The 24604-nt window shown below is 68.3% G+C and carries 22 protein-coding genes; 9 read left to right on the top strand and 13 right to left on the bottom strand.

Going from position 1 to position 24604, the window contains the following annotated elements:
• Positions 1-5: 5 nt before the first annotated feature.
• From AC5592_RS31440 to AC5592_RS31405, 8 genes are all read right to left on the bottom strand, one after another.
• Positions 6-884, bottom strand: a complete 879-nt coding sequence (locus AC5592_RS31440; RefSeq protein ID WP_084507469.1) for a DUF1295 domain-containing protein — start codon at positions 882-884, stop codon at positions 6-8.
• A 127-nt stretch (positions 885-1011) separates the two neighbouring features.
• The gene (locus tag AC5592_RS31435; protein WP_063066268.1) at positions 1012-1755 is read right to left on the bottom strand and encodes an enoyl-CoA hydratase/isomerase family protein; all 744 of its coding nucleotides are present in this window, start codon (positions 1753-1755) and stop codon (positions 1012-1014) included.
• A gap of 6 nt (positions 1756-1761) precedes the next feature.
• Entirely contained in the window at positions 1762-2424 is a 663-nt protein-coding gene (locus AC5592_RS31430) for a TetR/AcrR family transcriptional regulator (RefSeq protein ID WP_036497887.1), read from the bottom strand.
• 73 nt (positions 2425-2497) lie between these two features.
• Positions 2498-3646 (bottom strand): acyl-CoA dehydrogenase family protein, encoded by a 1149-nt coding sequence (locus AC5592_RS31425; RefSeq protein ID WP_063066267.1) that lies wholly within the window; start codon positions 3644-3646, stop codon positions 2498-2500.
• An 11-nt stretch (positions 3647-3657) separates the two neighbouring features.
• Positions 3658-4845 (bottom strand): acyl-CoA dehydrogenase, encoded by a 1188-nt coding sequence (locus AC5592_RS31420; RefSeq protein ID WP_063066266.1) that lies wholly within the window; start codon positions 4843-4845, stop codon positions 3658-3660.
• Positions 4842-6485 carry a class I adenylate-forming enzyme family protein gene (locus AC5592_RS31415; RefSeq protein WP_063066265.1) on the bottom strand — a complete coding sequence of 548 codons (1644 nt, stop codon included), beginning with the start codon at positions 6483-6485 and terminating at the stop codon, positions 4842-4844. The genes AC5592_RS31420 and AC5592_RS31415 overlap by 4 nt, the downstream gene beginning before the upstream one ends.
• Positions 6486-6511: 26 nt before the next feature.
• Positions 6512-7246 carry an SDR family NAD(P)-dependent oxidoreductase gene (locus AC5592_RS31410; RefSeq protein ID WP_036497896.1) on the bottom strand — a complete coding sequence of 245 codons (735 nt, stop codon included), beginning with the start codon at positions 7244-7246 and terminating at the stop codon, positions 6512-6514.
• 13 nt (positions 7247-7259) lie between these two features.
• A complete protein-coding gene (locus AC5592_RS31405) occupies positions 7260-8072 on the bottom strand; it encodes an enoyl-CoA hydratase/isomerase family protein (RefSeq protein ID WP_036497898.1) in 813 nt (270 codons plus the stop codon).
• Positions 8073-8272: 200 nt separating this feature from the next.
• Here AC5592_RS31405 and AC5592_RS31400 point away from each other — a divergent pair, with 200 nt between their 5' ends.
• Complete coding sequence (locus AC5592_RS31400) at positions 8273-8452, top strand: hypothetical protein (RefSeq protein WP_036497946.1); 180 nt, start codon at positions 8273-8275, stop codon at positions 8450-8452.
• Between the two features lie 120 nt (positions 8453-8572).
• A complete protein-coding gene (locus AC5592_RS31395) occupies positions 8573-9274 on the top strand; it encodes a polyprenol monophosphomannose synthase (protein ID WP_036497947.1) in 702 nt (233 codons plus the stop codon).
• Positions 9275-9323: 49 nt separating this feature from the next.
• Here the strand turns inward: AC5592_RS31395 and AC5592_RS31390 are convergent, their stop codons facing one another.
• Both AC5592_RS31390 and AC5592_RS31385 read right to left on the bottom strand, forming a co-directional pair.
• Positions 9324-10772 (bottom strand): HAD-IB family hydrolase, encoded by a 1449-nt coding sequence (locus tag AC5592_RS31390; protein WP_036497901.1) that lies wholly within the window; start codon positions 10770-10772, stop codon positions 9324-9326.
• A complete protein-coding gene (locus AC5592_RS31385; RefSeq protein WP_083870571.1) occupies positions 10769-13147 on the bottom strand; it encodes a glycerol-3-phosphate 1-O-acyltransferase in 2379 nt (792 codons plus the stop codon). Before AC5592_RS31385 ends, AC5592_RS31390 begins: the two co-directional genes overlap by 4 nt.
• A gap of 297 nt (positions 13148-13444) precedes the next feature.
• Between AC5592_RS31385 and AC5592_RS31380 the strand changes: the two genes are divergently transcribed.
• Complete coding sequence (locus AC5592_RS31380; RefSeq protein WP_083870574.1) at positions 13445-14701, top strand: salicylate synthase; 1257 nt, start codon at positions 13445-13447, stop codon at positions 14699-14701.
• Between the two features lie 105 nt (positions 14702-14806).
• Here AC5592_RS31380 and AC5592_RS31375 read toward each other — a convergent pair whose 3' ends face one another.
• A complete protein-coding gene (locus tag AC5592_RS31375; protein ID WP_063066264.1) occupies positions 14807-16453 on the bottom strand; it encodes a (2,3-dihydroxybenzoyl)adenylate synthase in 1647 nt (548 codons plus the stop codon).
• 166 nt (positions 16454-16619) lie between these two features.
• Here AC5592_RS31375 and AC5592_RS31370 point away from each other — a divergent pair, with 166 nt between their 5' ends.
• The 3 genes from AC5592_RS31370 to AC5592_RS31360 all read left to right on the top strand — a co-directional run bounded on the left by AC5592_RS31370 (position 16620) and on the right by AC5592_RS31360 (position 19470).
• A complete protein-coding gene (locus tag AC5592_RS31370) occupies positions 16620-17501 on the top strand; it encodes an oxidoreductase (protein ID WP_063066277.1) in 882 nt (293 codons plus the stop codon).
• Between the two features lie 120 nt (positions 17502-17621).
• Positions 17622-18092 (top strand): carboxymuconolactone decarboxylase family protein, encoded by a 471-nt coding sequence (locus tag AC5592_RS31365; RefSeq protein WP_036497954.1) that lies wholly within the window; start codon positions 17622-17624, stop codon positions 18090-18092.
• A gap of 289 nt (positions 18093-18381) precedes the next feature.
• Positions 18382-19470, top strand: coding sequence for a 3-deoxy-7-phosphoheptulonate synthase (locus AC5592_RS31360; RefSeq protein ID WP_036497907.1), 1089 nt, complete (start codon positions 18382-18384; stop codon positions 19468-19470).
• A 53-nt stretch (positions 19471-19523) separates the two neighbouring features.
• Here AC5592_RS31360 and AC5592_RS31355 read toward each other — a convergent pair whose 3' ends face one another.
• Complete coding sequence (locus AC5592_RS31355; RefSeq protein ID WP_063066263.1) at positions 19524-20693, bottom strand: pyridoxal phosphate-dependent aminotransferase; 1170 nt, start codon at positions 20691-20693, stop codon at positions 19524-19526.
• A gap of 229 nt (positions 20694-20922) precedes the next feature.
• On the opposite strand from AC5592_RS31355, the gene AC5592_RS31350 reads away from it, so the two are divergent.
• Positions 20923-21123, top strand: a complete 201-nt coding sequence (locus tag AC5592_RS31350) for a hypothetical protein (RefSeq protein WP_030513254.1) — start codon at positions 20923-20925, stop codon at positions 21121-21123.
• 50 nt (positions 21124-21173) lie between these two features.
• On the opposite strand, the gene AC5592_RS31345 is transcribed toward AC5592_RS31350, so the two are convergent.
• On the bottom strand, positions 21174-22115 hold the full coding sequence (locus tag AC5592_RS31345) for a sigma-70 family RNA polymerase sigma factor (RefSeq protein ID WP_063066262.1): 942 nt from the start codon (positions 22113-22115) through the stop codon (positions 21174-21176).
• 66 nt (positions 22116-22181) lie between these two features.
• On the opposite strand from AC5592_RS31345, the gene AC5592_RS31340 reads away from it, so the two are divergent.
• Both AC5592_RS31340 and AC5592_RS31335 read left to right on the top strand, forming a co-directional pair.
• Positions 22182-22772: a GNAT family N-acetyltransferase gene (locus AC5592_RS31340; RefSeq protein ID WP_036497958.1), complete on the top strand. Its 591-nt coding sequence runs from the start codon at positions 22182-22184 to the stop codon at positions 22770-22772.
• Positions 22773-22916: 144 nt separating this feature from the next.
• Positions 22917-24575: a DNA repair helicase XPB gene (locus tag AC5592_RS31335; protein WP_036497915.1), complete on the top strand. Its 1659-nt coding sequence runs from the start codon at positions 22917-22919 to the stop codon at positions 24573-24575.
• Positions 24576-24604: the final 29 nt, after the last annotated feature.

The raw sequence follows: 24604 nt of genomic DNA, 5'->3' as shown, positions 1-24604 counted from the left end.
CCGGCTCACAGCGCGCGGGGTCGTGGTGGCAGGGGTACGAAGGCCGAAACCCTGTGCACCACATCCCGATACGCGGGACGCCGCTGGAGACTGCGCTGTTCCATCATCGGAATGCTGACACCGACGAACATCGCGACCATCGTCACCACACCCGCGAGAACCCACCAGCTGCCGGGGGCCGCGGCCAGACCGAACAGGCCGAACGAGAGCCAGACGCCGCACTCACCGAAATAGTTCGGATGCCGCGACCACGCCCACACCCCGCGGTCCATGACCTGGCCGGGAGATTTGGTGGCGGCGAAGCGATGCATCTGCAGGTCGGCGACGGTTTCCAGCGCCACCGCACCCGCACCGATCACGAACGCGACGACGTCGAGCACGCCGAACGGTTCGCCGGCGCGCGTCGCCACCACGTACACCGGGATCATCCCGGCGAACACCTGCAGCGTCGGAAAGACGTGAATGCCGAACAGATCCGCGACGAAGGCGAATCTGCCCGCGCGTCCGCGCACCATCGGATAGCGCCAATCCTCGTGGTGCATACCGGGAAAGGTGGTCACCCAGTTGGCGGTGAGCCGCACCGCCCACACCAGCATGACGGCCATCAGCAGCCACCAGCGCGCGGGATCGGACGGCTCGTCGCCGCGGATCCACCAGTAGAAGGCCAGCAGCGGCGGGATCACGCTCCAGTACGGGTCGTAGAAGCTGGAATTCTCATAGATCCGGCTGAAGACGAAGACCACGACCGTCGCGATCAGATCGGCGATCAGGCCGTCCAGCCACAGCTGTCCGGTACCCGGGCCCCACAGCAGCCACACCAGTGCCACCGCGACGGCGACCACATAGGCGGCCGTGACTCGAACCAGGGAGCCCGTTCTGCTCATGTGCGCACTCTATGCACAGTGCGGCTGGGCCGAGCGGGATTCGGGCCGGGCCGAACCAATCGTGCAAACCTCGGCGCTTCGCGCGGTTTTCGCGCATTCCGGCGCGGATGTGCACGATAAATTCGCCCTAGCGGGACACGAACCCGTCCAAGCGGCGGGCGGTTTCCGCACTGTGCAGCAGTGCGCCGATCTCCGTGCGCTCCAGCGCATATCCCTGCCCGGTGTGCGCCGCGTCGATACACCGTTTGGCGGCGGCGTAGGCGTCCTCAGGGAGATCGCCCAGGCGTTCGGCGAGCGTCATCGCCGTAGCCGCCGCGTCGTCGACGGCCCAGTGCACCAGGCCGAGCCGTTCGGCGGTCGTCCCGTCGATCAGCTCCGCGCCGAGAATCAGCCGGTACGCGGTGGCCGGCCCGGCCAGGCGCGTCAGCCGCTGGGTGCCGCCCGCGCCCGGCAGCAGGCCGATCCCCACCTCGGGCAGGCCGAGCCGGGCCGTCCCGCGCGCGACGCGGAAGTCGCAGGCCAGCGCCAGTTCGAAGCCACCGCCGGTGGCGGCGCCGTCGATCGCCGCGATCGTCGGTTTTCGCAGGCCCGCCAGGGCGGCGAACGCGTCCTGCAAGAGCAGGCAGAACTTCTCCAGGCGTTGTCCGCGGTCGGGCAGCTCCCGCCAGGAATCCATCATCGCGATATCGGCGCCCGCGCAGAACACCTTTCCCGCACCGCGCACCACGACCGCACGCACGACGGGGTCGGTACCGAGTTCGGCCACCGCCGTGGCGAATTCACCGGCCTGCGCCTCGTCGAAGGCGTTGACCGGCGGGCGATCGAGGGTGAGGACGCCGATGGCGCCGGTACGAGACAGCGTGACCGACAAGATGATTCACTCCATGAGATGTCGATATTCGTCCGCGGCGCCAGGAGCGAGCAATGTGGGCAGCACGAAACGCACCTGTGCCCGGATGTATTGCTCGACGGTGTAGCGCGGCGCGAAATGCCAATGTTTGAGGGCCCAGGCGTGGGCGAGCATCATCAGATTGAAGACGACGAGATCCGGATCGAGGTCGTTCATCAGCCCGGCCGCGATTCCCGCCTCGACGGCGGCCCGCAGCGGGGCCGAGGTTTCGACCTCGAGTTCCTTGATCCGTTCGCGGCCTTCGGGATCGAGGGTCCGGCTCTCTCGATAGGTCAGGACCACGGCGTCGAGGTTCTCGTCGACGATTTCCACATAGTGGCGGAAACCGGCGACGAGCCGTTCCACCGGATCGTCGCCGACCGCGTCCATGGCCGGATCCAATTCGTCGCGGAAGGCGTCGAGGATGTCGACGATGGCCGCGAGCAGCAGGTCTTCCTTACCGCCGAAATACTTGTAGATGAGCCCGACGCTCACATCGGCCTGATCCGCGAGCGCCTGCATCGACATCTGATGAAAGCCCGTGGTCTGCATGACGGCGACGGCCGCGTTGAGGAGTTGGCGCCGGCGCGAACTGGTTCGCACCGCACGCACGGCCTCCTCGATTTCCATCGGTGCGGATCGCTTCGCCATCGGGCATACCCTTCCGTATCTGCGCAGTCGAATGAACGACGGTTCACTCAACTCTAGAGTGGTCCACCGAGAATCAGATGCCCAGCTCCTTCGCGATGATCGTCTTCATGATCTCGGTCGTGCCGCCGTAGATGCTCTGAATACGCGCGTCGACGAACGCCCGCGACACCGCGTATTCGCGCATATAGCCATAGCCTCCGTGCAGTTGCAGACAGCGGTCGGCCACCCGCATCTGCAATTCGGTGGTCCACCATTTCAGCCGGGCGGCGCGGGCCGCGGTGAGGCCGCCGGTGATGTGTTCGGCGAGGCAGTCGTCGAGGAAGGTCCGCGCGATATCGAGTTCGGTCGCCAACTCCGCGAGCACGAATCGCGTGTTCTGGAAGCTCGCGACCGAGGTGCCGAAGGCCTTGCGTTCGCGCACGTAGTCCAGGGTCTGCGCGAGTACGCCCTCGGCCGCCGCGACCGCGCCGACCGAGAGCGACAGCCGCTCCTGCGGCAGATTCCGCACCAGCTGATAGAAGCCCTCGCCCTCCGCGCCGAGCCGATTCGCCACCGGCACCCGCATCTCGGTGAAGGTCAGTTCGCTGGTGTCCTGGGCGTGCAGGCCGATCTTCTCCAGGTTGCGGCCGCGGCCGAATCCCGGTGTGGCGGCCTCGACGACCAGCAGCGTGAGCCCCTTGTGCTTGTCCTCGCCGGTGCGGACCGCGACCACGAACAGATCGCCGTTCTGCCCGTTCGAGATGAAGGTCTTACTGCCGTCGACCACGTAGTACTCGCCGTCGCGGACGGCGGTGGTGCGAATGCCGGTGAGGTCGCTACCGGTACCGGGTTCGGTCATGGCGATCCCCAGGACGGTCTCGCCGGTGACGACGCCGGGCAGCCAGCGGGCCTTCTGGTCCTCGTCTGTGAGATCGGTCAGATAGGGCAGCACCACATCGTTCTGCAGAGAGAACGCGATACCCGCGGCGGCCGCACCCGCCCGCGTGATCTCCTCGATCACGATGGCGTGGTAGCGGAAATCCTCCACCCCCGGACCGCCGAAGCGCTCCGGGACCGGGAAGCCGAGCAGTCCCAGCTTGCCCGCCGCGGTGAACAACGATCGGTCCAGGCAGCCGGCCCGTTCCCAGTCCTCGTGGGCCGGCGCGACCGTCTGGCGAACGAAATCGCGCACCACGGAACGGAATTGGCGGTGTTCGGAGTCGTACTCCAGTCGTGCGTTCATGAGACCTCTTGTCAGCGGAAGGCGTTCTGGCCGGTGAAGGCCTGGCCGAGCACGAGTTGATGCATCTCCGGCGTCCCCTCGTAGGTGAGCACGGATTCGAGATTCACCATGTGCCGGATGATCGGATATTCGAGCGAAATCCCGTTGCCGCCGAGGATGGTTCGTGCGGTGCGGCAGATCTCGATCGCCTCGCGGGTGTTGTTGAGTTTGCCGAAACTCACCTGTTCGGGACGCAGTCCCACCGAATCCTTGAGCCGGCCCAGATGCAGTGAAAGCAGTTGGCCCTTGTGCAGTTCGACGGCCATATCGGCGAGTTTCGCCTGGGTCAGCTGGAATCCGGCGATCGGGCGGCCGAACTGGTTGCGCTGCATCGAATAATCGCGCGCCGCCTGCCAGGCCGAGCGCGCGGCACCCATCGAACCCCAGATGATGCCGTAGCGTGCCTCGGACAGGCTCGACAACGGCGCCTTCACACCCCTGCCCTCGGGCATCATCGCCTCGGCGGGCAGGCGCACGTCGTCGAGGACCAGTTCGCTGGTGATCGAGGCGCGCAGCGACAACTTGTGCTTGATGGTGTGTGCGCTGAAGCCCTGGGTGTCGGTGGGCACGATGAAACCGCGGATGCCCTCGTCGGTGTCGGCCCACACCACCGCGACATCGGCGATCGAGCCGTTGGTGATCCACATCTTGCGGCCGTTGAGGATCCAGTCGTCACCATCGCGCTTGGCGCGGGTCTGCATGGCCGACGGATCGGAACCGACATCCGGTTCGGTGAGGCCGAAGCAGCCGATGATCTCGCCCGCGGCCATACCCGGCAGCCACCGCTGCTTCTGTTCCTCCGAACCGCTGTTCCAGATGGAGAACATGGCCAGCGAGCCCTGGACCGAGACCAGGGAGCGGATACCGGAATCGCAGGCCTCGAGTTCCAGACAGGCCAGACCGTAGTGCACGGCCGAGGCGCCGCTGCATCCGTAACCCTCGAGATGCATGCCGAGCAGGCCGAGTCTGCCGAATTCGCGGGCCAGATCGCGCGCGCCGGGCAGCTCGCCCGCTTCGAACCAGTCGGCGATATGTGGGGTGATGTGCTCGGCGCAGAAGCCGCGCACACTGTCGCGCACCGCCCGTTCGTCCTCGGTCAGCAGCGAATCGATGGCCAGTGGGTCGAGTGCGTCGAATGCGGGGGGACGTTTCGCGCTCATGCGGTTTCCTTGTCCGGATAGGTGAACAGGCCGGCCGCGGCATCGTCGCGGGCCTGCTCGGTGAGTTTGTAGTGCAATTTCTTGCCGGTGGCCGACACCGGCAGCGAATCGACGAAGCGGTAGGCCCGTGGTCGTTTGAACGCCGAGAGCATGGGATGGGTGCGGCAGTGCCGGTCCAGTTCGGCCACGCCGACGCCCGGTTCGGCGGCGACCACGTAGGCCACCACCACCTGCCCCCAGCGCTCGTCGGGTATGCCCACCACCAGGCTGTCGTCTACGCCGGGATGTTCGTTGAGCGCCTCCTCGACCTGGACGGGATGGACGTTCTCGCCACCGGACAGCAGCATGTCGTCCTTCCGTCCGACGATGGTGACGAATTCCTGCTCGTCCCAGGTGGCGAGGTCACCGATATACAACCAGCCGCGATGGAACTTGCGGGCCTCCTGTTCGGGCGAGTCGACGTAGGCGCCCGAGCCCTTGGGGGAGCGGACGATGACCTCGCCCACCTCCGTACCGTCCTTGGCGACGGTCTCCTCCGGCTCGGCCAGCCGGTCGTCGAGGACCCGCACCACCGCCACGTCGTCGTCGATGCACGCTCGCCCGGCGGTTCCGGCCATGGCCGGCAGATCGGCCGGGCGCAGGAAGGTGTTCCAGAATCCCTCGGTACTGCCGTATCCGTTGAAGATGTTGGGATTCAACACCTTCTGATAGCGCAGCGCCGCCTCGCGTTCCAGCGGAGCGCCCATCGTGACGATGCCGCGCAGGCTCGACAGATCGCGGCGCCGAGCCTCCTGCGCGTGGGCGAGCATGGCCAGATTGGTCGGCGCGCCGATCAGGAAGGTCAGGCCGTAGCGCTGCACGTGGTCCAGGGTGGTGTCGGCGTCGAAGGCGCGCATCGGCACCAGGGACGAGCCCAGGTAGAACGTGGGATTCGGTCCGGCGCAATACAATCCGCCGCGGTGGAACCACGGGGTCATGTTCAGCGTCTTGTCCTCGGGCGACATCGGGAAATGCATGACGACGTCGTGCGCGCTGAAGATCTCCACCAGGCTGTTGAGCGGCACGCCCTTCGGCATCCCGGTGGTGCCGGAGGTGTAGAGGCGGGTGGTCTCGTCCCACACCGTGCGCTGCGCGTCGAGCGGCCGCGCCGTCGCCGCGGGCAACTCGTCGAAGCGGATCGCGCCCGGTAGCGGCTCGCCCGGACCCGATGCCACCAGCAGTTCGGGACGGAACCCGCTGCGCTCCAGCGCTTCTCGCACCATCGGCGTGAGATCGGTGTCGTAGACGAAGACCCGGGGACGGTTCGACGCGAGGATGTAGGACGTCTCACCGGCGGCGAGCCGGAAGTTCATCGGCGAGCCGACGGCACCGGCGGCCTGCGTCGCCAGATACAGCTCGGCGAACTCGACGCCGTTGAACAGCTGATATGCCACGACGTCACCCGGCTCGACACCGGCGTCGGCGAGGCCGGTGGCCAGCCGGTCGACCCGCATGCCCAACTCGGCGTAGGTGACGGTGGTCCCGGTCGCCGGATCCTCGATCGCCGGGTGCTGGGCGTAGCGGTGGACGTTGCGCCGGAAACCGTTGAGATAGGTGAAATCGTGTTCGAAGTACTGCCGGTAGGCGTGGGCGTCGTACATCTGGTCCTCCGAAGTCGGCTCGGCGCTCAGCCGGCCATGGTGAGTCCACCGCTGACGCTGAGCACCTGACCGGTGATGAACGAGGCGTCGGGGGAGGCGAAGAACAGGGCGGGGGCGGCGACCTCCTCCGGCCGGGCGAGGCGGCGGAACGGAATCGCCTTGATCAGAGCCTCTTTCAACTTCTCGTCCTGGGCCTGGAACAGCGGGGTGTCGGTCGGGCCGGGGCAGACGCAGTTCACGGTGATCGAATAGCGGGCCATCTCGCGCGCCAGGGATTTGGTCAGAGCGATCACGCCGCCCTTGGCGCCGGCGTAGATGGTTTCTCCCGAGCTACCGACGCGTCCGGCGTCGCTGGCCAGGTTGACCACCCGCCCGCCGCCGGCCTCCACCATGCCCGGCAGGAACGCGCTGCACATGTGCACGGGGCCCAGATAATTGATCGCGACCACCTTCTGCGCGAATTCCGGTGTGGCATTGAGGAATTTGTCGGTGCGATCCCAGCCGGCGGCGTTGACCAGGATGTTCGGCACACCGACCTCGGCGTGCACCTGATCACGCAGGACCTGCACCTGGGCGGCATCGGCGACGTCGACCTTCATCGCGACGATGCGGTCGGACTGCTGTTCGGCGGTGCGCTTGGCGGCGTCGAGGTCCAGATCGGCGGCCACGACCCGGTCGCCGCGGGCGGCCAGGGCCAGGGTGATCGCCCGGCCGATGCCCGATCCGGCTCCGGTGACTACCGCAATGGTGTTGTCGCTCATCGTATTCGGCTCCTCAGTTACCGGTGACCGCGCGGGCGGAGGGGAAGTTGGGGGCGCGCTTCTCGCGCAGAGCGGTATAGCCCTCGGTGACATCCGGGCCCATGAAGCAGAGCATTTCGTAGGCGGCGGACTGGTCGAAGATCGGACCGGCCTGCTTGAGCCAGTTGTTGAGCGCCTTCTTCGTCCACCGGATGGCCAGCTGGGAACCGCCCGCCAGTTTGTTCGCGACCGCCAGGGCGTCGTCGAGCACCTGTTCGCGCGGCACCGCGCTGGTGACCATGCCGATGCGTTCGGCCTCGGCGCCGACGACCATCTCGCCGGTCAGCAGGTAGTACTTGGCCTTGGCCATACCGGACAGCAGCGGCCAGAGGATCGCCGCGTGATCGCCGGCGGCCACGCCGAGCTTCACATGCCCGTCGCCGAGCTTGGCGTCCTCGGCGCAGATCGAGATGTCCGAGAGCAGGGCCACCACGAGTCCGGCGCCGACCGCGACGCCGTTGATCGCGGCGACGACCGGCTTCTCGCAATTGATCATGTTGTAGACCAGGTCGCTCATCTCCTGCAGCATGTTCGCCACCCGCTCGTGGTTGCCGGCCATGCGCTCGACCATCGCCAGGTCTCCGCCTGCGGAGAACGCCTTTCCGGCGCCGGTGATCACCGCGACCCGGGTTTCGGGATCGGCGGAGACGTCTGTCCACACCCGGGCCAGCTCGGCGTGCATCTGCTCGTCGGCGGCGTTGTATTTCTCCGGTCGGTCGATGGTGATCAGCAGGATGCCGTCGTCCAGGCGTTTGAACGTGAGCTGGGAGTAGGTCGAGAAATCCATTGCGCTTCCTTCTGCTCCGACGAGTCGGCGAGCGGATCGCCGCCGCGATGAGTGAACTGGCATTTGTTATGAATGAACGTACATTCAACGCATGGGTGTGTCAAGGGCCACAGCCGCCGCCCGGTCCTGGCCGAGGCAGTCCGACGTGCGGATTCACCGGTTACCTGACAGGCCGGGCGCCGGATGCGACGATGATCGGCATGGGCGATTCCGACGATCAGTGGTACTACTGCCTCAAACATCACCGCGCCGAACAGGGCAAGCGGTGCTGGTTCGCCGATCGGATGGGGCCGTATCCGGACCGCGCCACCGCCGAGCGGGCGCTCGAGATCGTGCGCGAGCGCAATGCCCGCGAGGATGCCCGCGACGGGAGAGACTGAGCCGCTCGTGTGCTCTCAGGTGGGTGGGCTACGGTTCTCCAGAGCACGTCGTGCCCGGATCCGGGGGCGCGCAGTCAGGTCGAATCGAGTGGAGGGCGACTTGTGAAGGTGACCGTGGTGGTGCCGACCTACAACGAGCGGGAGAACCTGCCGGTGGCGGTGGAGCGGCTGACCGCACTACCGGTCGCCGATCTGCATGTTCTCGTCGTCGACGACAACTCCCCGGACGGCACCGGCGAGGTCGCCGACAAACTGGCCGCCGAACTACCGTCGGTGGTGGGTGTGCTGCACCGCACCGAGAAGGACGGCCTCGGCCGCGCCTACATCGCAGGCATCACCGCGGCCCTCGACCAGGGCGCCGACGTGGTCATCCAGATGGACGCCGACCTCTCCCACCCGGCCGAGGTGATTCCGGCGATGCTGGAGAAGCTCGAGACCTCCGATGCCGGTGTGGTCCTGGGATCACGCTACGTCGAGGGCGGCTCGACCGCGGCGGAGTGGAAGTGGTACCGCAAGGCGCTGTCGGCGTGGGCGAACTTCTACGTCAACGCCATCCTGCGGCTCGGCGTCAAGGACGCGACCGCGGGATTCAAGGCGTGGAAGGCGGACACGCTGCGCGCCATCGATGTGGCCTCCATCCACAGCAACGGCTACTCGTTCCAGGTCGAGATGAACTACCGCACGATCAAGCAGGGCATCTCGATCGCCGAGGTGCCGATCCGCTTCGAGGAGCGCACCAAGGGCGCGTCGAAGATGAGCCTCAAGGTGCAGCTGGAATCGGCGCTGATGCCGTGGAAGCTGCTGTTCGGCCGCCGCGTCTGACGGCTGAGGCGTCGGAGGCCGGGGCGTCGGGAGGCTGGGCGTCCGAGGTTCAGGGCACCGCCTCCACCGCCGCGTCGACCGGCCAGTCCAGCAGCGTATCGACGAACAGCTGCCGCACGCGCGCGATGTCGGCATCCATGTCCTGCGGATCCCAGCCGCTCACATCGATCGGTGCCAGCACCGCCACGTCCACCGTGCCCTTGCGCACGATCGCCGAATTCCGCCAGGCGATTTCGCCCGCGTTGCGGATGACGAGCGGAATGATCGGCACTCCGGCCTCGATCGCGATGTGGAAGGCGCCCTTCTTGAAGGGGCCGATCCGCGGCGTCATCGAGCGCGTGCCCTCCGGCGCCACCACGAGCGAGAGTCCGCCGCGCAGGGTGTCGACGACCGGTTCCAGCGCCGCCTTCGCGCCGGTGGTGTCGGAGCGATCGATGAAGGTCGCCTCGGCGAACCGCAGCAGCGGGCCGAAAACCGGGTTGGTGGTGACCTCCTTCTTCACCACCGCGGTGAATCCCGAGCGCAGCACCGCGGCCAGCACCACCATGTCGAACTGGCTCTGGTGATTGAACAGGAAGACCGCGGGACGCGGCTGCCGGGCGTGCTCGGCGCCCACCACCCGCACCCGCACGCCGGTGGTGCGCAGGGTGGCGTCGGCGGCGGTGGCGATCATGGCGTCGGCCATCGCGCGGTGACGGCGGGTGGCCGCGCGGGAGGCGACCCCGAAGGCGGCGCCGCTCAGCAATCCGGTGAAACCCACTGCGGTACGGGCGAAGTCGGTGACGCCCGCCGGGTCCCGCGGTTTGAAGGTCAGGGTCGGCCAGTCGCGTTCTCCGGCGGTCATCGACATCCGCGGACCCGGATTCACCGCGACCGGATGGCCGACCGTCTCCAGCAGCGGAACGTCCGGGGCCGCATCGGCATAGGCGTAACTGTCACCGGGATCGATATCGTGTTCGGCGGCGAAGCGGCGCACCGCCGCGGCCTTCTCGGTGCGCCACAGCGGTTTTCCCTCGGTGAAGCCGGTGAGCACACCGTCGGAGGTGGCCATCGCGGTGTAGAGCACATGGTCCACGCCGAGTTCCCGGGCGACGGGCAGCACCTGGAAACGGGTGAGGCTGGTGACGATCACCACCGTGTGCCCGGCCGCCTCGTGCTCCCGGATCAGGTGCCACGCTTCGGGATACACGTGCCCGTGCACGGTGCTGCGGAACAGCTGTTCGCCGAGTTCGGTCAGCTCCTGCTCGGAACGGCCCGCCCATACCCGGGCGACGCGCTGCAGGAAGCGCTCGTACTCGCCCTCGGTCCGCGAACCGCGAATGCTGTACAGCAGCGTGTCGGTCAGCGCCCGGCGCGAATCGCGTCCGCGCAGCAGGCGCAGCGGTGCGGCGGCGGGCGCGAAGCCCGCGACCACCGTTCCGCCGAAGTCGAAGACGGCCGCCACTCGCGGGCCCTGTGGCCCGGTCCGGATGGCGGAAATCGCTTCGGAAAGGTTCACACTGTCCCCTGCGGTGCGCGATTGGACGGGTCGAGGGCGGCGGCGCGGGAGATGCGGGCGCCGATGGTGCGCAGTTCATCGGCCAGCTCGCGGCGACGCCGCGCGAGATCCGGGGTGCCGGGATCGAGCAGGCCGTAGTTCTCCGCGAGTTTCAATGCGCTGGAGAATAATTCCGACGATACCGACTCGGTGCTGTGCAGCCGCTGCTGCAGCAGCATCTGGCGTCCGACGGCCAGGCATTCGTCGATGAACTGTTTGCGGTCCAGCGGTTGGGCCGGATCGGCGGCGGCCAGGCGCTCGGCCACCACGAGCTGCGCGTCGAAGAACGAGCGCACCACGCGGTGCGCCATGATGAATCCCGAATCGGCCAGCGCGCAAACGAGTTCCGCGGCACTTTCGCGCTGCTCCCAATCGCGGTCCAGCAGAAGCATTTCCGCGCTCATCGCGGCCGCGAACTCGATCCGGTCGGGGAAGAAGAACTCGAATTTGAGCAGATCGCGCAGCCGGTAGGCGGCATCCCAGATGACCTCGATCCCGGGTGCGGCGCCGGCCTGCTGGTCGGCGACCTCCAGAATCGCCAATTCCAGAATCGCGCGGTTCACGAACCAGTGCACGGCGCTGTTGCGATAGAACGCGGCTTCCAGATGGGCGCCCGCCTCGATCGAATACACCGGTTCCAGCCCGCCCCGGTACACCGTCACCACCTTGGCCAGCGACAGCTGTTCCAGAACCACCGCCAGACCCTGATCGTCGCTCAGCGTATCCAGCTCGCCGGTCGGCAGCGCGCGGCGTGAGATGTACCCGCAGACCGGCTCCAGCGTCCGACGCACCTCGCCGAGGGTGAGCGCGCGCTCGTGCACACCGAGCAGGGTCAGCGTCACCAGCGCGTTGACCGTGACCGGCGTGACCGCGTTGATACCGACCGCCACCTCGAAGGCCAAGCGCTGCACGGCTTTGCGCTGGCGGTCCGACACTTCCTCCGGGTCCGGGGCCAGGGATTCCGCGATCGGCTGCATCGGATCGCCGTGGGCGGCCAGCCGGTCGCGCGCCGACAGCGGTGCCCCGAAGCGGACGTAGACCCGCCCGGCGGAATGCTGCTGGCTGCGGATGTAGCGGGCCAGCCAGGTCAGCCCCTCGGGTTTCTTGGCACCGCCGACCTGTTCGGTGGCAATGGATCCCAGTTCGTTGAGCCGCTCGTAGGTGATCGACACCGGCACCAGCATCACATCGTCGATCCGCCGCGCACGGATGGCCGAGGCCAGATAGTTCAGCAGTCCGAACCGGGGCGGCCGCAACTTCCCGGTACGGGTGCGCCCACCCTCGAAATACCACTCCAGATTGAAGCGTTTGGCGAGCAGATAGGCGAAGTACTCCTCGACCACGGCCTTGTAGATCTCGTCGTCGCCGAAGCTGCGGCGAATGAAGACGGTGCCGGTGCGGCGCGCGATCGGCCCCATCGGCCAGAAGCTGAGATTGGCGCCGCCGATCACGTGGTTGGGTGGAAAGTCGTTGCGCGCCAACGCGTCGCCGAGGACGAAGGCGTCCACGTAGGAGCGGTGCGAGGGCAGGAACACCAGCGGGTAGTTGCGATTGAGCCGCCGCAGCGCGGCCAGCCCGGACCGGTCGCAGTCGATCTTCCAGGCCGAGGCGTGCACCGGCCGCATCGCCTGGGTGAACAGATCCGAGATCAACCGGCTCTGCGCGGCCACGAGTTCTCGCAGCGCCTTCTCGGCCCGCCGGTACACCTCCCGGGGTTCGGTGCCGGTTTCGGTGGCGATGGCGTCGAGGCGGCGCAGGAAGTCGGGAGAGTCGAGAATCTCCTCGACCACCATCCGGGGGACCTTGTAGCGGTCGCCGATCACCGATCGTTCGGCGCGTTCGAGCGCCACCGTGCCCGCGCGGACGATCGCCCGCGCGAACGGTTCCGAACTCTCCGCGGCCCCGGGGTTGTTCGCGCGCAGATCGCTGAGCCGCGCGGGCTGTCCGGTGAGGATGAGATGCCGGTCGGGCGCCTTGTTCACCAGCCGGCGCTGCAGCAGCCGATGTGGCCGGCGTGGATTGCTCAGCAGCGCCAGATCGGCGAAGGTGGTGCGCCGCACGCCGTCTCGTTCCGGCGGCAGCCACAGCACCCGGATCGGGATCACGATCGGGTCGTCGCGGCGGCCGACGAGCCGGGCGGCAATGGCGGTGGCGTCCAGGTCGATCTGCGTGACGGGCGCGTCGATGCCGAGTTCGGCGGCGATCCCGCCCTCGGCGAGCCAGCCGCCGATCAGCTCGCGTTCCACCGGCGACACCGCGTCGACCAGGGCGACCGCCGAGCGCGGCAGATCCTTCGCGGTACTCGGAGCCGGATTGCCGGCGGCGTGATCGATCATGGCGGGCCCCTCCTCGACGGCGCTCCACCATTCAAGCTCGCGGAAGCGGATTCGCGCAGGAAGTTGGCCACGACGCTCGCAAAGCGAGTCCGATGTGTGCTCCGGCACAATACCGAGAAGGGCAGGTAATGCTAACCTCACCTCTGATAGTTAGGTAAGCATAACCTTGGAGGAACGGTGTCGACCACGGACGAGCGGGTGCGAAACGGTTACGGGGACGGTCCGGGGGCGACGGGGCAGCCGGCACCGGGGACGGAGGTGACGGGCACGGCGTCGGCGATCGCACCCGCCGACGCCATGGCGGCGCTCGCCGCGGCCGACCGCTTCGGCGAGTACGTCGGGTACGAGGGTCCTGACGGCTGGGTGTTCGCCGCCGATCCGATCGGCAGCATCGAATTGGACTCCGGCGAACTGCGTGTCGAGTGGGAGGGCCGGGCCACCGTCGAGCCGTGGCAGGGGCGTCCGGCCGCGGTGATCGACGCGGCGCTGGCCGCGCTCCCGCTGCAGGGGCGCAACGCCTACGGCTGGATCGGGTTCGAATTCTGCGCCTGGGCGCTGGGCGCCGACGCGCACGTACCGGCCCGAACCACCCTGGCGCATCTGATGATTCCGCGCATCGAGGTGCGCATCGACACCTCCGGTGTGCGGGTGTCCGGTGCGACGCCCCGTGAGACCGCGGAGATCCACGAACTGATCGCACAGGCGAGTGCGCGACCTCCGGCCTCGCCGCGGCCGGTGGATGTCACCATCGACCCCACCGACTACCGCGGCCGGGTCGCCGAGGCGGTCGACGAGATCCGGGCCGGGCGGTATCAGAAGGTGATCCTGTCGCGGAAGGTGGATCTGCCCTTCCCCGTGGACGTTCCGCAGACCTATCGGCTCGGGCGTGCCAACAACACGCCCGCCCGCTCGTTCCTGTTGCGGCTGGGCGGCCTGGAGGCGGCCGGATTCAGCCCCGAACTGGTGGCCTCGGTCGACCGGCACCGGGTGGTGACCACCGAACCGCTGGCCGGCACCCGCGCCTTCGGCCGTGGCGAGACGGCCGACGCCGCCGCCCGCGAAGAGCTGGTCGGTGATCCGAAGGAAATCGTCGAGCACGCCATATCGGTGCAGACCTCGTTCGGCGAGATCGCCGCGGTGGCCGCGCCGGGCAGCACCGCCGTCTCCGATTTCATGGCGGTACGTGAACGCGGCAGCGTGCAACATCTGGCCTCCACCGTGCGGGGCACCCTCGCCGAGGACAAGAGTGCCTGGGATGCGCTGGAGATGCTGTTCCCCTCGGTGACCGCCTCCGGCATCCCCAAGCGCACCGGCGTGGACGCGGTCTTCCGCCTCGATCACGACGCCCGCGGCCTGTATTCCGGTGCGGTGGTGACCGTTTCGGCCGGCGGCGCGCTGGAGGCCACGCTGGTGCTGCGGGCGATCTACCAGACCACGGAGGGCGCCTGGCTGCGCGCCGGGGCCGGCATCGTCTCCCAGTCGCGCCCGGAGCGCGAATTCACCGAGACCTGCGAAAAGCTGGGCAGCGTAGCGCCTTACGTCGTCGAAGCCTGAACGTACGGAACGCGGATCGAGCCCGGCGGGAGTTCCCGCCGGGCTTCTTCGTACCGGCCCGTGCGCCGAGTTCGGCTCGGCGGCAAGGCTGTTCGGCGACGAGGCTCAGCGCGATGCGGTCGCGGACTCGGTGTCGTAGCGGGACCGCAGGACCTTCTTGTCGATCTTGCCGACGGCCGTGAACGGCAGCGCGTCGGCCTGCTCGAGGATGTCGGGCAGTTTGTAGGTCGCCAGGCCACGAGCGGTGAGGAACTCCTTGACCTCGACCAGGCTCGGCATCTCGCCGTCGATCACCAGTACGGCACAGACCTTTTCGCCGAGGGCCGCGTCCGGCAGGCCGACCGCGGCCGCATGACGGACCGCGGGGTGGGCCAGCAGGTGTTCCTCGAGTTCGTCGCAGGAGATGTTCTCGCCGCCGCGGTTGATCACATCCTTGATCCGGCCGGAGACGATCAGGTGCCCGCTCGGCAGTCGCCGCACCAGATCGCCGCTGCGGTAGTAGCCGTCGGGGGTGATGGCGCGGGAATTGTGTTCCGGCGCACGGTAATAGCCGCGGATGGTGTAGGGGCCGCGGGTGAGGAGTTCGCCCTCCTCCTCGGGTGCGACGTCGTTGCCTTCGCCGTCGACCACGCGGACCTCGTCGGCGGGGGAGAGCGGGCGCCCTTGGGAGACCGCGATCGTTTCCTCGGGATCGTCGAGGCGGGTGTAGTTGATCAGCCCCTCGGCCATGCCGAACACCTGCTGCAGTGTCGCGCCCAGCGCCGGAGTCACCTCGCGGGCATTGACCTCGGCCAATTTCGCGCCGCCGACCTGCAGCAGCCGCAGGCTGGACAGGTCTGCCTCCTCCCATTCCACTGCCGCACACCACAATTGGGCCAGCGGCGGTACCACCGCCGTCACCGTGACGCCGTGGCGTTCGATGGTCGCGAACGCGTTCTCCGGACTCGGGTCGGCCAGCATGACGATCGACGCGCCGGCCGCGACCGTGCCCAGAATGCCCGGGCACGACAGCGGGAAGTTGTGCGCGGCCGGCAGCGTCGCCATGTACACGTCGTCGGCGGTCAGCGCGCAGACCTCGGCGCTGGCGCGGGCGTTGTAGTGGTAGTCGTCGTGGGTGCGGGCGATGAGTTTCGGCAGGCCGGTGGTGCCGCCGGAAACGAGCATCACCGCGATACCGGACGCGTCGACGTCCGGCAGCGAACCACCGTCGCGCGCAATCGTTCTCAGATCGATGTAGGCGCCGGGATCGCCGAGGACGAAGATCGTGCGCAGCGACGGCACCCGCTCGGCCACCGCGGCCGCCAGTTCGCGGTAGTCGAAGTCGCCGACCTTGTCGGCCACGATGTAGCCGGCCGCGCCCGCGAGCCGGGTCAGATGTTCGATCTCGGCCTGCCGATGCGCCGGCAGTGCCAGCACCGGCACGATTCCGGCGCGCAGCAGCCCGAACAACACCTCCACGAATTCGATCACGTTGGGCAGTTGGACCACGACGCGGTCGCCGGGCTCGAGTCCGGCGGCGAGCAATCCGTAGGCCGTGCGGTCGGCGCGGCGATCGAGTTCGCCGTAGTCGATCGGTCCGGCGTCGGTGTGCAGGGCGGGACGCCCGGGCCGGGTGCGGGCGGCGTCGCGCAGCAGGTCGCCCAGCGGTTCGCCGCGCCAGTAGCCCGCGGCTCGGTAGCGCTCGGCGAGTTCGGCCGGAAACGGTACGAAACCGTCGAGCAGGTCCTGCTGGGCGGGGGATATCGAAGTCACGGGTATCGCCTCACGGGTCGAGCTGCGCAGTATCGACGCTGCATTAGATAGGTTAGGCAACCCTATATTAGAAGGGGTGGCCTCGCGTCCCGGGTGGCCCGAAACGCCGCGGCGCGGCTCCGCGACAACAGCGCGCACCGGCCCGTGCCCGCCTAGACTCGTGCGGGTGAGCGGTTGGAACATCTCCGATATTCCGGACCAGAGTGGGCGCACGATCGTCGTGACCGGCGCGAACAGCGGACTGGGCGCGGCCACCACCAGGGCGTTGGCGCAGGCCGGTGCGCAGGTGATCATGGCCTGCCGCGACGAGGTGAAGGCCCGCGCGGTCGCCGACACCATCGGCGAACGGGTGCAGGTGCGCCGGCTCGACCTGGCCGACCTGTCCTCGATCCGCGAATTCGCGCGCACGATCGAGGGCGCCGACGTGCTGATCAACAACGCCGGCGTGATGGCCCTGCCGCTGCGCCGCACCGCCGACGGCTTCGAAATGCAGTTCGGGACCAACCATCTCGGCCATTTCGCGCTGACCGGGCTGCTGCTCGACAAGATCTCCGATCGCGTCGTCACGGTATCCAGCGGCGCCCATATGATCGGCCGCGTCGATCTCGCCGATCCGAACTACCAGCACCGGCGCTACGAGCGCTGGCGCGCGTACGGGCAGTCGAAACTGGCGAATCTGATGTTCGCCTACGAACTTCAGCGCCGCCTCACCGCGGCCGGTTCGCCGAAGGTCTCGGTGGCGGCCCACCCCGGCTACGCCAGCACCGAACTGCAATCGCACACCGAGTCGTTCCTGGACGCGATCATGGCCCTGGGCAACCGCATTCTCGCCCAGTCGGCCGAAATGGGCGCCCTGCCAAGCCTTTACGCCGCCACCGCGACGGTCGAACCCGGCGCGTTCTACGGCCCGACCCGCCTCGGCGGCCTGCGCGGCTATCCCGAGCGCTGCGGCTCCTCGGCCGCCTCCCGCGACGAGGTCACCGCCCGCCGCCTCTGGGACCTGTCCGAACAACTCACCGACGTGAACTACTCGTTCGCCCGCCGCTGAGCCGAACCAATCGGGTGTGACCGGCATCACTTCCGGTGATGTCACACCCGGTGGGGCCGTTCCGTCATCTCTGTGTAGCGACGCCGCGCAGCGCGGCTCACTTTCCACAGGAGGATGGTCATGGAACCCCGTTTCGCTCTGTTCAACAACGAGATCGCCGCCAAGTTCGTCAAGCGGATCGGTAACGCCGGCCAGGTCGTGGACAACTCGCCGCTGCCCGAGGCCACCCAGGAGTTGGTCAAGCTGCGCGCCAGCCAGATCAACGGGTGTGGCTTCTGCACCGATATGCACTCCAAGGACGCGGCCGCGGCGGGGGAGACCTCGGTGCGGCTCAACCTGGTCGCCGCGTGGCGCGAGGCGATCGTCTTCACCGAGGCCGAGCGGGCCGCGCTCGCGCTGACCGAGGAAGGCACTCGCATCGCCGATGTCCACCGCGGCATCAGCGAGGAGACCTGGCAGCAGGTGCGCAAGCACTACGACGACGAGCAGATCGGCGCGCTGATCTCGCTCATCGCGCTGATCAACGCCTACAACCGCCTCAACGTCATCGCCGGCACCCCGGCCGGCACCTACGAGCCCGGCATGTTCTGACCGCCGCACGCGAATTCGGGCCCGGCGCAGGATCGTCGGATCCCGGCCGGGCCCCGTCGCATCCACGGTGGCTGTGGGAGCCGTCACGTCCGCCCACCCGGCCGGACCCACCCGCCGCCGCGCCCCTGGTACAGTCGCCCTCGTGCAGCGCGCGTATTTCTGGTTTACCAAGCCGGCCCCGGGTGGGTCGGTCGGTGACCCGCGCTGACCTTCTCCCACCCCGAGCCGGACTGCAGACCGGCTCCACGGGATTTCGCTCGGTGGGTCGGCCTGAGAAAAGGAACCCATCATGACCACCGCAGCCGATGTCGATGCCTCACACAGTGACCTCGACGATCAGCGCACGCTGAGTATCAGCCCGCTACTCTCGCCCGCCGAGGTTCGCCGCGAACATCCGATCGACGATGCGCTCGCCGACACCGTGCGGGCCGGTCGCGCCGCCACCGTCGACGTCCTCGACGGCGCCGACGACCGCCTGATGGTCGTCGTCGGCCCGTGTTCGGTGCACGACCCCGAGGCCGCCCTCGACTACGCGCGCCGCCTGGCCGCCAAGAGCGCCGAACTCTCCGACCGGCTGCACATCGTGATGCGCGTCTACTTCGAGAAGCCGCGCACCACGCTCGGGTGGAAGGGCCTGATCAACGATCCGCATCTGGACGGTTCGTTCGACGTCAACACCGGTCTCGGACTGGGGCGGCGGCTGCTGGTCGACATCACGGGCCTCGGCCTGCCGGTGGCCTGCGAATTCCTCGATCCGATCACCCCGCAGTACATCGCGGATCTGGTGTCCTACGGCGCGATCGGCGCGCGCACCGCGGCCAGCCAGGTGCACCGGCAGCTCTCCAGCGCGCTGTCGATGCCGGTCGGGATCAAGAACGGCACCGACGGCGATGTGCAGGTGGCCGTGGACGGGGTGCGGGCGGCCGGTGCCAGCCACGTCTTCCCCGGCACCGATCTCGACGGCCGCTCGGCGCTCATCCGCACCAGCGGCAACCCGGACTGCCACGTGATCCTGCGCGGCGGTAGTGCCGGCACGAACTACGACGCCGCCTCCGTCGCCGAGGCCTGCCTGCGCCTGGAGAAGTCGGGGCTGCCGCAGCGGGTTGTCGTCGACGCCAGCCACGGCAACAGCAACAAGGACCACAACAAGCAGGTCGACGTGGTCACCGATATCGCCGAGCGCATCGCGGCCGGCGACCGCGCGGTGGTGGGTGTGATGATGGAGAGCTTCCTGGTCGCCGGCCGCCAGGACCTCACCCTCGGCCACGCCGACGATCTGACCTACGGCCAGTCCATCACCGACGCCTGCCTGGACTGGGAGACCACGGCGGCGCAGCTGGACCGCCTGGCCGACGCGGTGGCCCGGCGCCGGGGCTGAGACACGGTAGCGGTCACCTTCGGTCGCGGCTCGGGACGAAGGTGACCGCGCGGTCACACATGGGCCGCGTGCAGACGGCGGACCGCCTCGTCGAGTGTGTCGTCCCGCTTGCAGAATGCGAAGCGCACCAAGCGATTCCACGAGTCGCGGTCGTCGGCGAAGACTTCGATCGGGACCGCGACGACACCGAGCCGCTGCGGCAGCTCCCGGCAGAAGACCAGCGCGTCGGCGGAGCTCAGCGGGCTGATATCGGCGCAGACGAAGTAGGTCGCATCGCTGCGCTTGACCAGGAATCCGGCGTCGGCCAATGCCTCGGACAGGCGAATGCGCTTGTCGGACAGGCTGTCGCGAAGATCGGCGACCCACTGCTGCTCGTTCTCGAGGGCGTAGGCGACCGCCGGTTGGAACGGCCCGCCGCCGACGAAGCTCATGAACTGCTTGGCGGCCAGCAATCCGTCGATCAGCGGCGCCGGACCGCACGCCCAGCCGATCTTCCAGCCGGTGACGCTGAAAGTCTTCGCGGCACTGGAGATCACGACGGTGCGCTCGAACATGCCGGGCAGCGTCGAGATGCTGATATGGGTGTTGCCGTCGTAGACGAGATGTTCGTAGACCTCGTCGGAGACCACGATCAGATCGTGCTCGCGGGCCAGCTCCGCGATCGCCTCGAGGTCGGCGCGCGACAGGATCGCCCCGGTGGGGTTGTGCGGCGAATTCAGCAGCAGCATACGAGTTTTCGAAGTGATCGCCGCGCGCAGGCTGTCCAGGTCGAGGACGAATCCGTTGCCGTCGGGCACCAGCCGCGCGGTGCGGCGGGTGGCGCCGGCCAGGGCGACCACCGCGGCGTAGGAGTCGTAGTACGGCTCGATCAGCACCACTTCCTCGTCGGCCTCCACCAGGCCGAGTACCGCCGCCGCGATCGCCTCCGTGGCGCCGACGGTGACCACCACCTGCGAGTCGACGTCGTAGTCCACGCCGTAGCGGCGTTTCCGGTCCGCCGCGATCGCCCGGCGCAGAACCGGCATGCCACGCCCCGGCGGGTACTGATTCAGCCCGTCGGCGATGGCGGTGCGGGCCACCTCCAGCATCGTGGCCGGGCCGTCCGTATCGGGGAATCCCTGACCGAGGTTGACCGCGTCGTGGCGCACGGCCAGTTCGGTCATCTCCGCGAAGATCGTGGCGCGGAACGGGCGCAGGCGGGCGACGGTGGGGATGGCTGACATGGTCCCAACGTAGCGATATCGCCGCCGTGGCCGCGGCGCGCACCCCGGACCGGGGACCGGGCCGATGCTTGCCGTCCGTTCGCTATGGTTGCGGCGCGATAGCGAAAGGCTATGTTTCACATTTCATTCGGGCGTGTGACCTGCATGGTTGTGCGGTTTCCTGGTGGCAGCTAGCCTCCCCGTGTTCTATCTCACAACCACTTCGGTGGTGGCTCGAAAGGGGCGGTGTATGGCCTCCTATCTCGACCTTCTGCTGCATCCGGCGGCGGGAACGGTTCTCGGATACATCAACGACACCCTGCACAACATCTTCAGCAACGACTGGGGCTGGGGTTCCTCGACGCCGAACTGGGGTACCGGATCGTCCACGGGCAACTGGGGACTCGGTTCGAGCACCCCGGACATGTGGACCGGTTCGTCCACTCCGTAGTCCGTCGATACCGCGGTCGAGCCGCCGGGACGCTCGTTGCGTTCCGGCGGCTACGCCGGATCCCGGGGCAGGCGAATGCCACCGAGCTTCGCGGGATTGGCGATATCGTAAGTGCCCCAGATCAATCCGTCGCGGACGGCGAAGCCGACCACGCGCGGTGGTGATCCCGGCGCACCGTTGCGCGGGGCGCGCTCGTGCAGCAGCAGCCCGAGTTGGCCGTTGACGCCGACGAATTCGAATCGATCGGAGTCGGTGGGCGACAGTTCGGCCCGGTCCACCTGATACATCCGGATGAGCCCCAGGACGAACCGCGCGATCTTGTCCGCGCCGACGATCGCCCGCGCGGCCGTCTTCGCGGTGCCACCGGTATCGCCGATGAAGACCGAATCCGGATGCAGGGCCGCGACGACCGCGTCCACATCGCCGGAATACAGTGCCTCGAGCAGTCGCTGCACGGCAGCGAGATGTTCGGTGTCCGCCACCGGTTCCGGGGCCGCGGCCAGTGCTTTCCGGGCCCGGACCGCGAGTTGCCGGGCCGCCTCCGGTGTCACCTCGAGCAGCTGGGCGATCTCGTCGAACGGCACCGAGAACCCGTCGCGCAGGACGAAGGCCACCCGCTGCGCCGGCGTCAGCGTGTCGAGGACCACCAGCGCGGCGAAACGGCAATCCTGTTTGCGCACTACCGTTTCCAGCGGATCCGGCAGATTCGACGGGGTCACTCCGGTGACGATCGGCTCCGGAAGCCATTGCCCCACATAGCTTTCCCGGCGAACGGCGGCGCTGCGCAGCCGATCCAGGCAGATCCGGCTGACCACGGTCGTCAGCCAGGCGCGCAGGTCCTCGATCTCGGACTGATGGGTGGTGGCCAGTCGCAGCCAGCTCTCCTGCACCGCGTCCTCGGCGTCGGCCACGCTGCCGGTCAGCCGGTAACCCACCGACAGCAGATGCGCCCGATGGGACTCGAACAGATCGGCGAGCAACGCGGCAACCATTGGCCCGATTCTACGGTCGCCGGAAATCCGCTGGGCCACCGCAGGGTTGCGTGCCAGCATGAAGCGGTGGAGGACTGTGTACTGACCGACGAGACGGTGTGGTTGTCGCGCCCGGCCGAGGCCGATATCGACGCGATCGTCGCCTGCTGCCGGCAGCCGTCGATTCCGGAGTGGACGACGGTGCCGGTGCCGTACCGGCGGGCCGACGCCGTGGGATTCCTGACCGATATCGTCGCGCCCGGATGGGCCGCCCACAGCCCGGTCTGGGCCGTGCGCACGGCGGCGGACGGGCCGGTGGCCGGCATGGTCGGCCTCGAGGCCGGCCCGCAGCCCGGCGCCGCCGAGATCGGCTTCTGGCTCAGCGACGCGGTGCGCTGTCGCGGGTTGATGACCCGCAGCGTCCGGTTGGTCTGTGATTTCGGTTTCGCCGCCGACGGGCTCGGCCTGAGCCGCATCGAGTGGCGGGCGTTCGTCGGCAACCTCGCCTCCGCCGCGGTGGTGCGGCGGACCGGCTTCCATTACGAAGGTCTGCTGCGCTGGGCCGGTGTGCAGCGCGGCGTGCGCAGGGATTCCTGGATCGCCGGGCGGCTGGCCGGCGACCCGCCGGGGCCGGCCACCGACTGGCCGCCCCTGCGCGGGCCCGGATCGGCGCACTGAGCCGCGTCCGGGTGCGAGTGCGCTCACAGCGAACATCTGCCCAGCTCGCGTAGGGTTGATGAAGGTTTGTCGGGGGGTCCGGCAACAATGTGGGACGTATTCCCCGAGCGCAGGGGGCCGACCCGAGAATCTGGAGGAGGTGCCGTGACGGACGGACCGCTCATCGTGCAGAGCGACAAAACCCTGCTGCTCGAGGTGGACCACGAGCAGGCCGATGCGGCCCGGCAGGCGATCGCGCCGTTCGCCGAACTCGAACGCGCACCCGAGCACGTGCACACCTACCGGGTGACACCGCTGGCGCTGTGGAACGCGCGGGCGGCGGGGCACGACGCCGAACAGGTCGTCGACGCGCTGGTCAACTATTCGCGCTATGCGGTGCCGCAGCCGCTGCTGGTCGACGTGGTCGAGACCATGGCCCGCTACGGCCGGTTGCAGCTGGTCAAACATCCCGCCCATGGCCTGGTGCTGGTCAGCCTGGATCGTGCGGTGCTCGAAGAGGTATTGCGGCACAAGAAGATTCAGCCGATGCTCGGCGCCCGTATCGACGACGACACGGTCGTCGTGCACCCGTCCGAGCGCGGTCGGATCAAACAGATGCTGCTGAAGGTCGGGTGGCCGGCCGAGGACCTCGCCGGGTACGTCGACGGCGAGGCCCATCGCATCGATCTGGACTTCGGCACCCACGAATGGCATCTGCGCGACTATCAGGAACTGGCGGCCGACTCGTTCTGGGCCGGCGGATCCGGGGTGGTGGTGCTGCCCTGTGGCGCGGGCAAGACGATGGTCGGCGCCGCCGCGATGGCCAAGGCCCAGGCGACGACGCTGATCCTGGTCACCAACACCGTGGCCGGCAGGCAGTGGAAGCGGGAACTGCTCGCACGCACCTCGCTGACCGAGGACGAGATCGGGGAGTACTCCGGCGAGCGCAAGGAGATCCGCCCGGTCACCATCGCCACCTATCAGGTGATCACCCGCAAGACCAAGGGCGAATACAAACACCTGGAACTGTTCGACAGCCGCGACTGGGGCCTGGTCATCTACGACGAGGTCCACCTGCTGCCCGCCCCGGTGTTCCGGATGACCGCGGATCTGCAGTCCCGGCGCCGGCTCGGGCTCACCGCGACGCTGGTGCGCGAGGACGGCCGCGAGGGCGACGTGTTCTCGCTGATCGGCCCGAAACGCTACGACGCGCCGTGGAAGGACATCGAGGCGCAGGGCTGGATCGCGCCGGCCGAGTGCATCGAGGTGCGGGTCACGCTCACCGAAGCCGAACGCATGGCCTACGCCACCGCCGAGCCCGAGGAGCGCTACAAGCTCTGCTCCACCGCGCGCACCAAACTCCCCGTCGTCGAATCCATCCTGGCCCGGCACCGCGACGCGCCCAGCCTGGTCATCGGGGCCTATCTCGATCAGCTCGACGAACTCGGCGAACATCTCAACGCGCCGGTCATTCAGGGCTCGACCCGCACCAAGGAGCGCGAGGCGCTGTTCGACGCGTTCCGCAACGGCGAAATTCCGGTTCTCGTGGTCAGCAAGGTGGCGAACTTCTCCATCGACCTGCCGGAAGCGTCCGTGGCCGTGCAGGTTTCGGGCACCTTCGGTTCCCGTCAGGAGGAGGCCCAGCGCCTGGGCCGGCTGCTGCGACCGAAATCCGACGGCGGTCAGGCGCACTTCTACTCGGTGGTGGCACGTGACACGCTGGATGCCGAATACGCGGCCCACCGCCAGCGTTTCCTTGCCGAACAGGGGTATGCCTATCGCATCACCGATGCGGACGACCTGCTGGGCCCGGCGATCGGGTAGGCGCTCCCGATCGGCGGCGGTGGGCGTGC

Source organism: Nocardia violaceofusca NBRC 14427 (assembly GCF_963869435.1).
Lineage (GTDB): Bacteria > Actinomycetota > Actinomycetes > Mycobacteriales > Mycobacteriaceae > Nocardia > Nocardia aobensis.
Note: the sequence above shows the minus strand (reverse complement) of the source record. Positions and strands in the feature narration are given on the sequence as shown.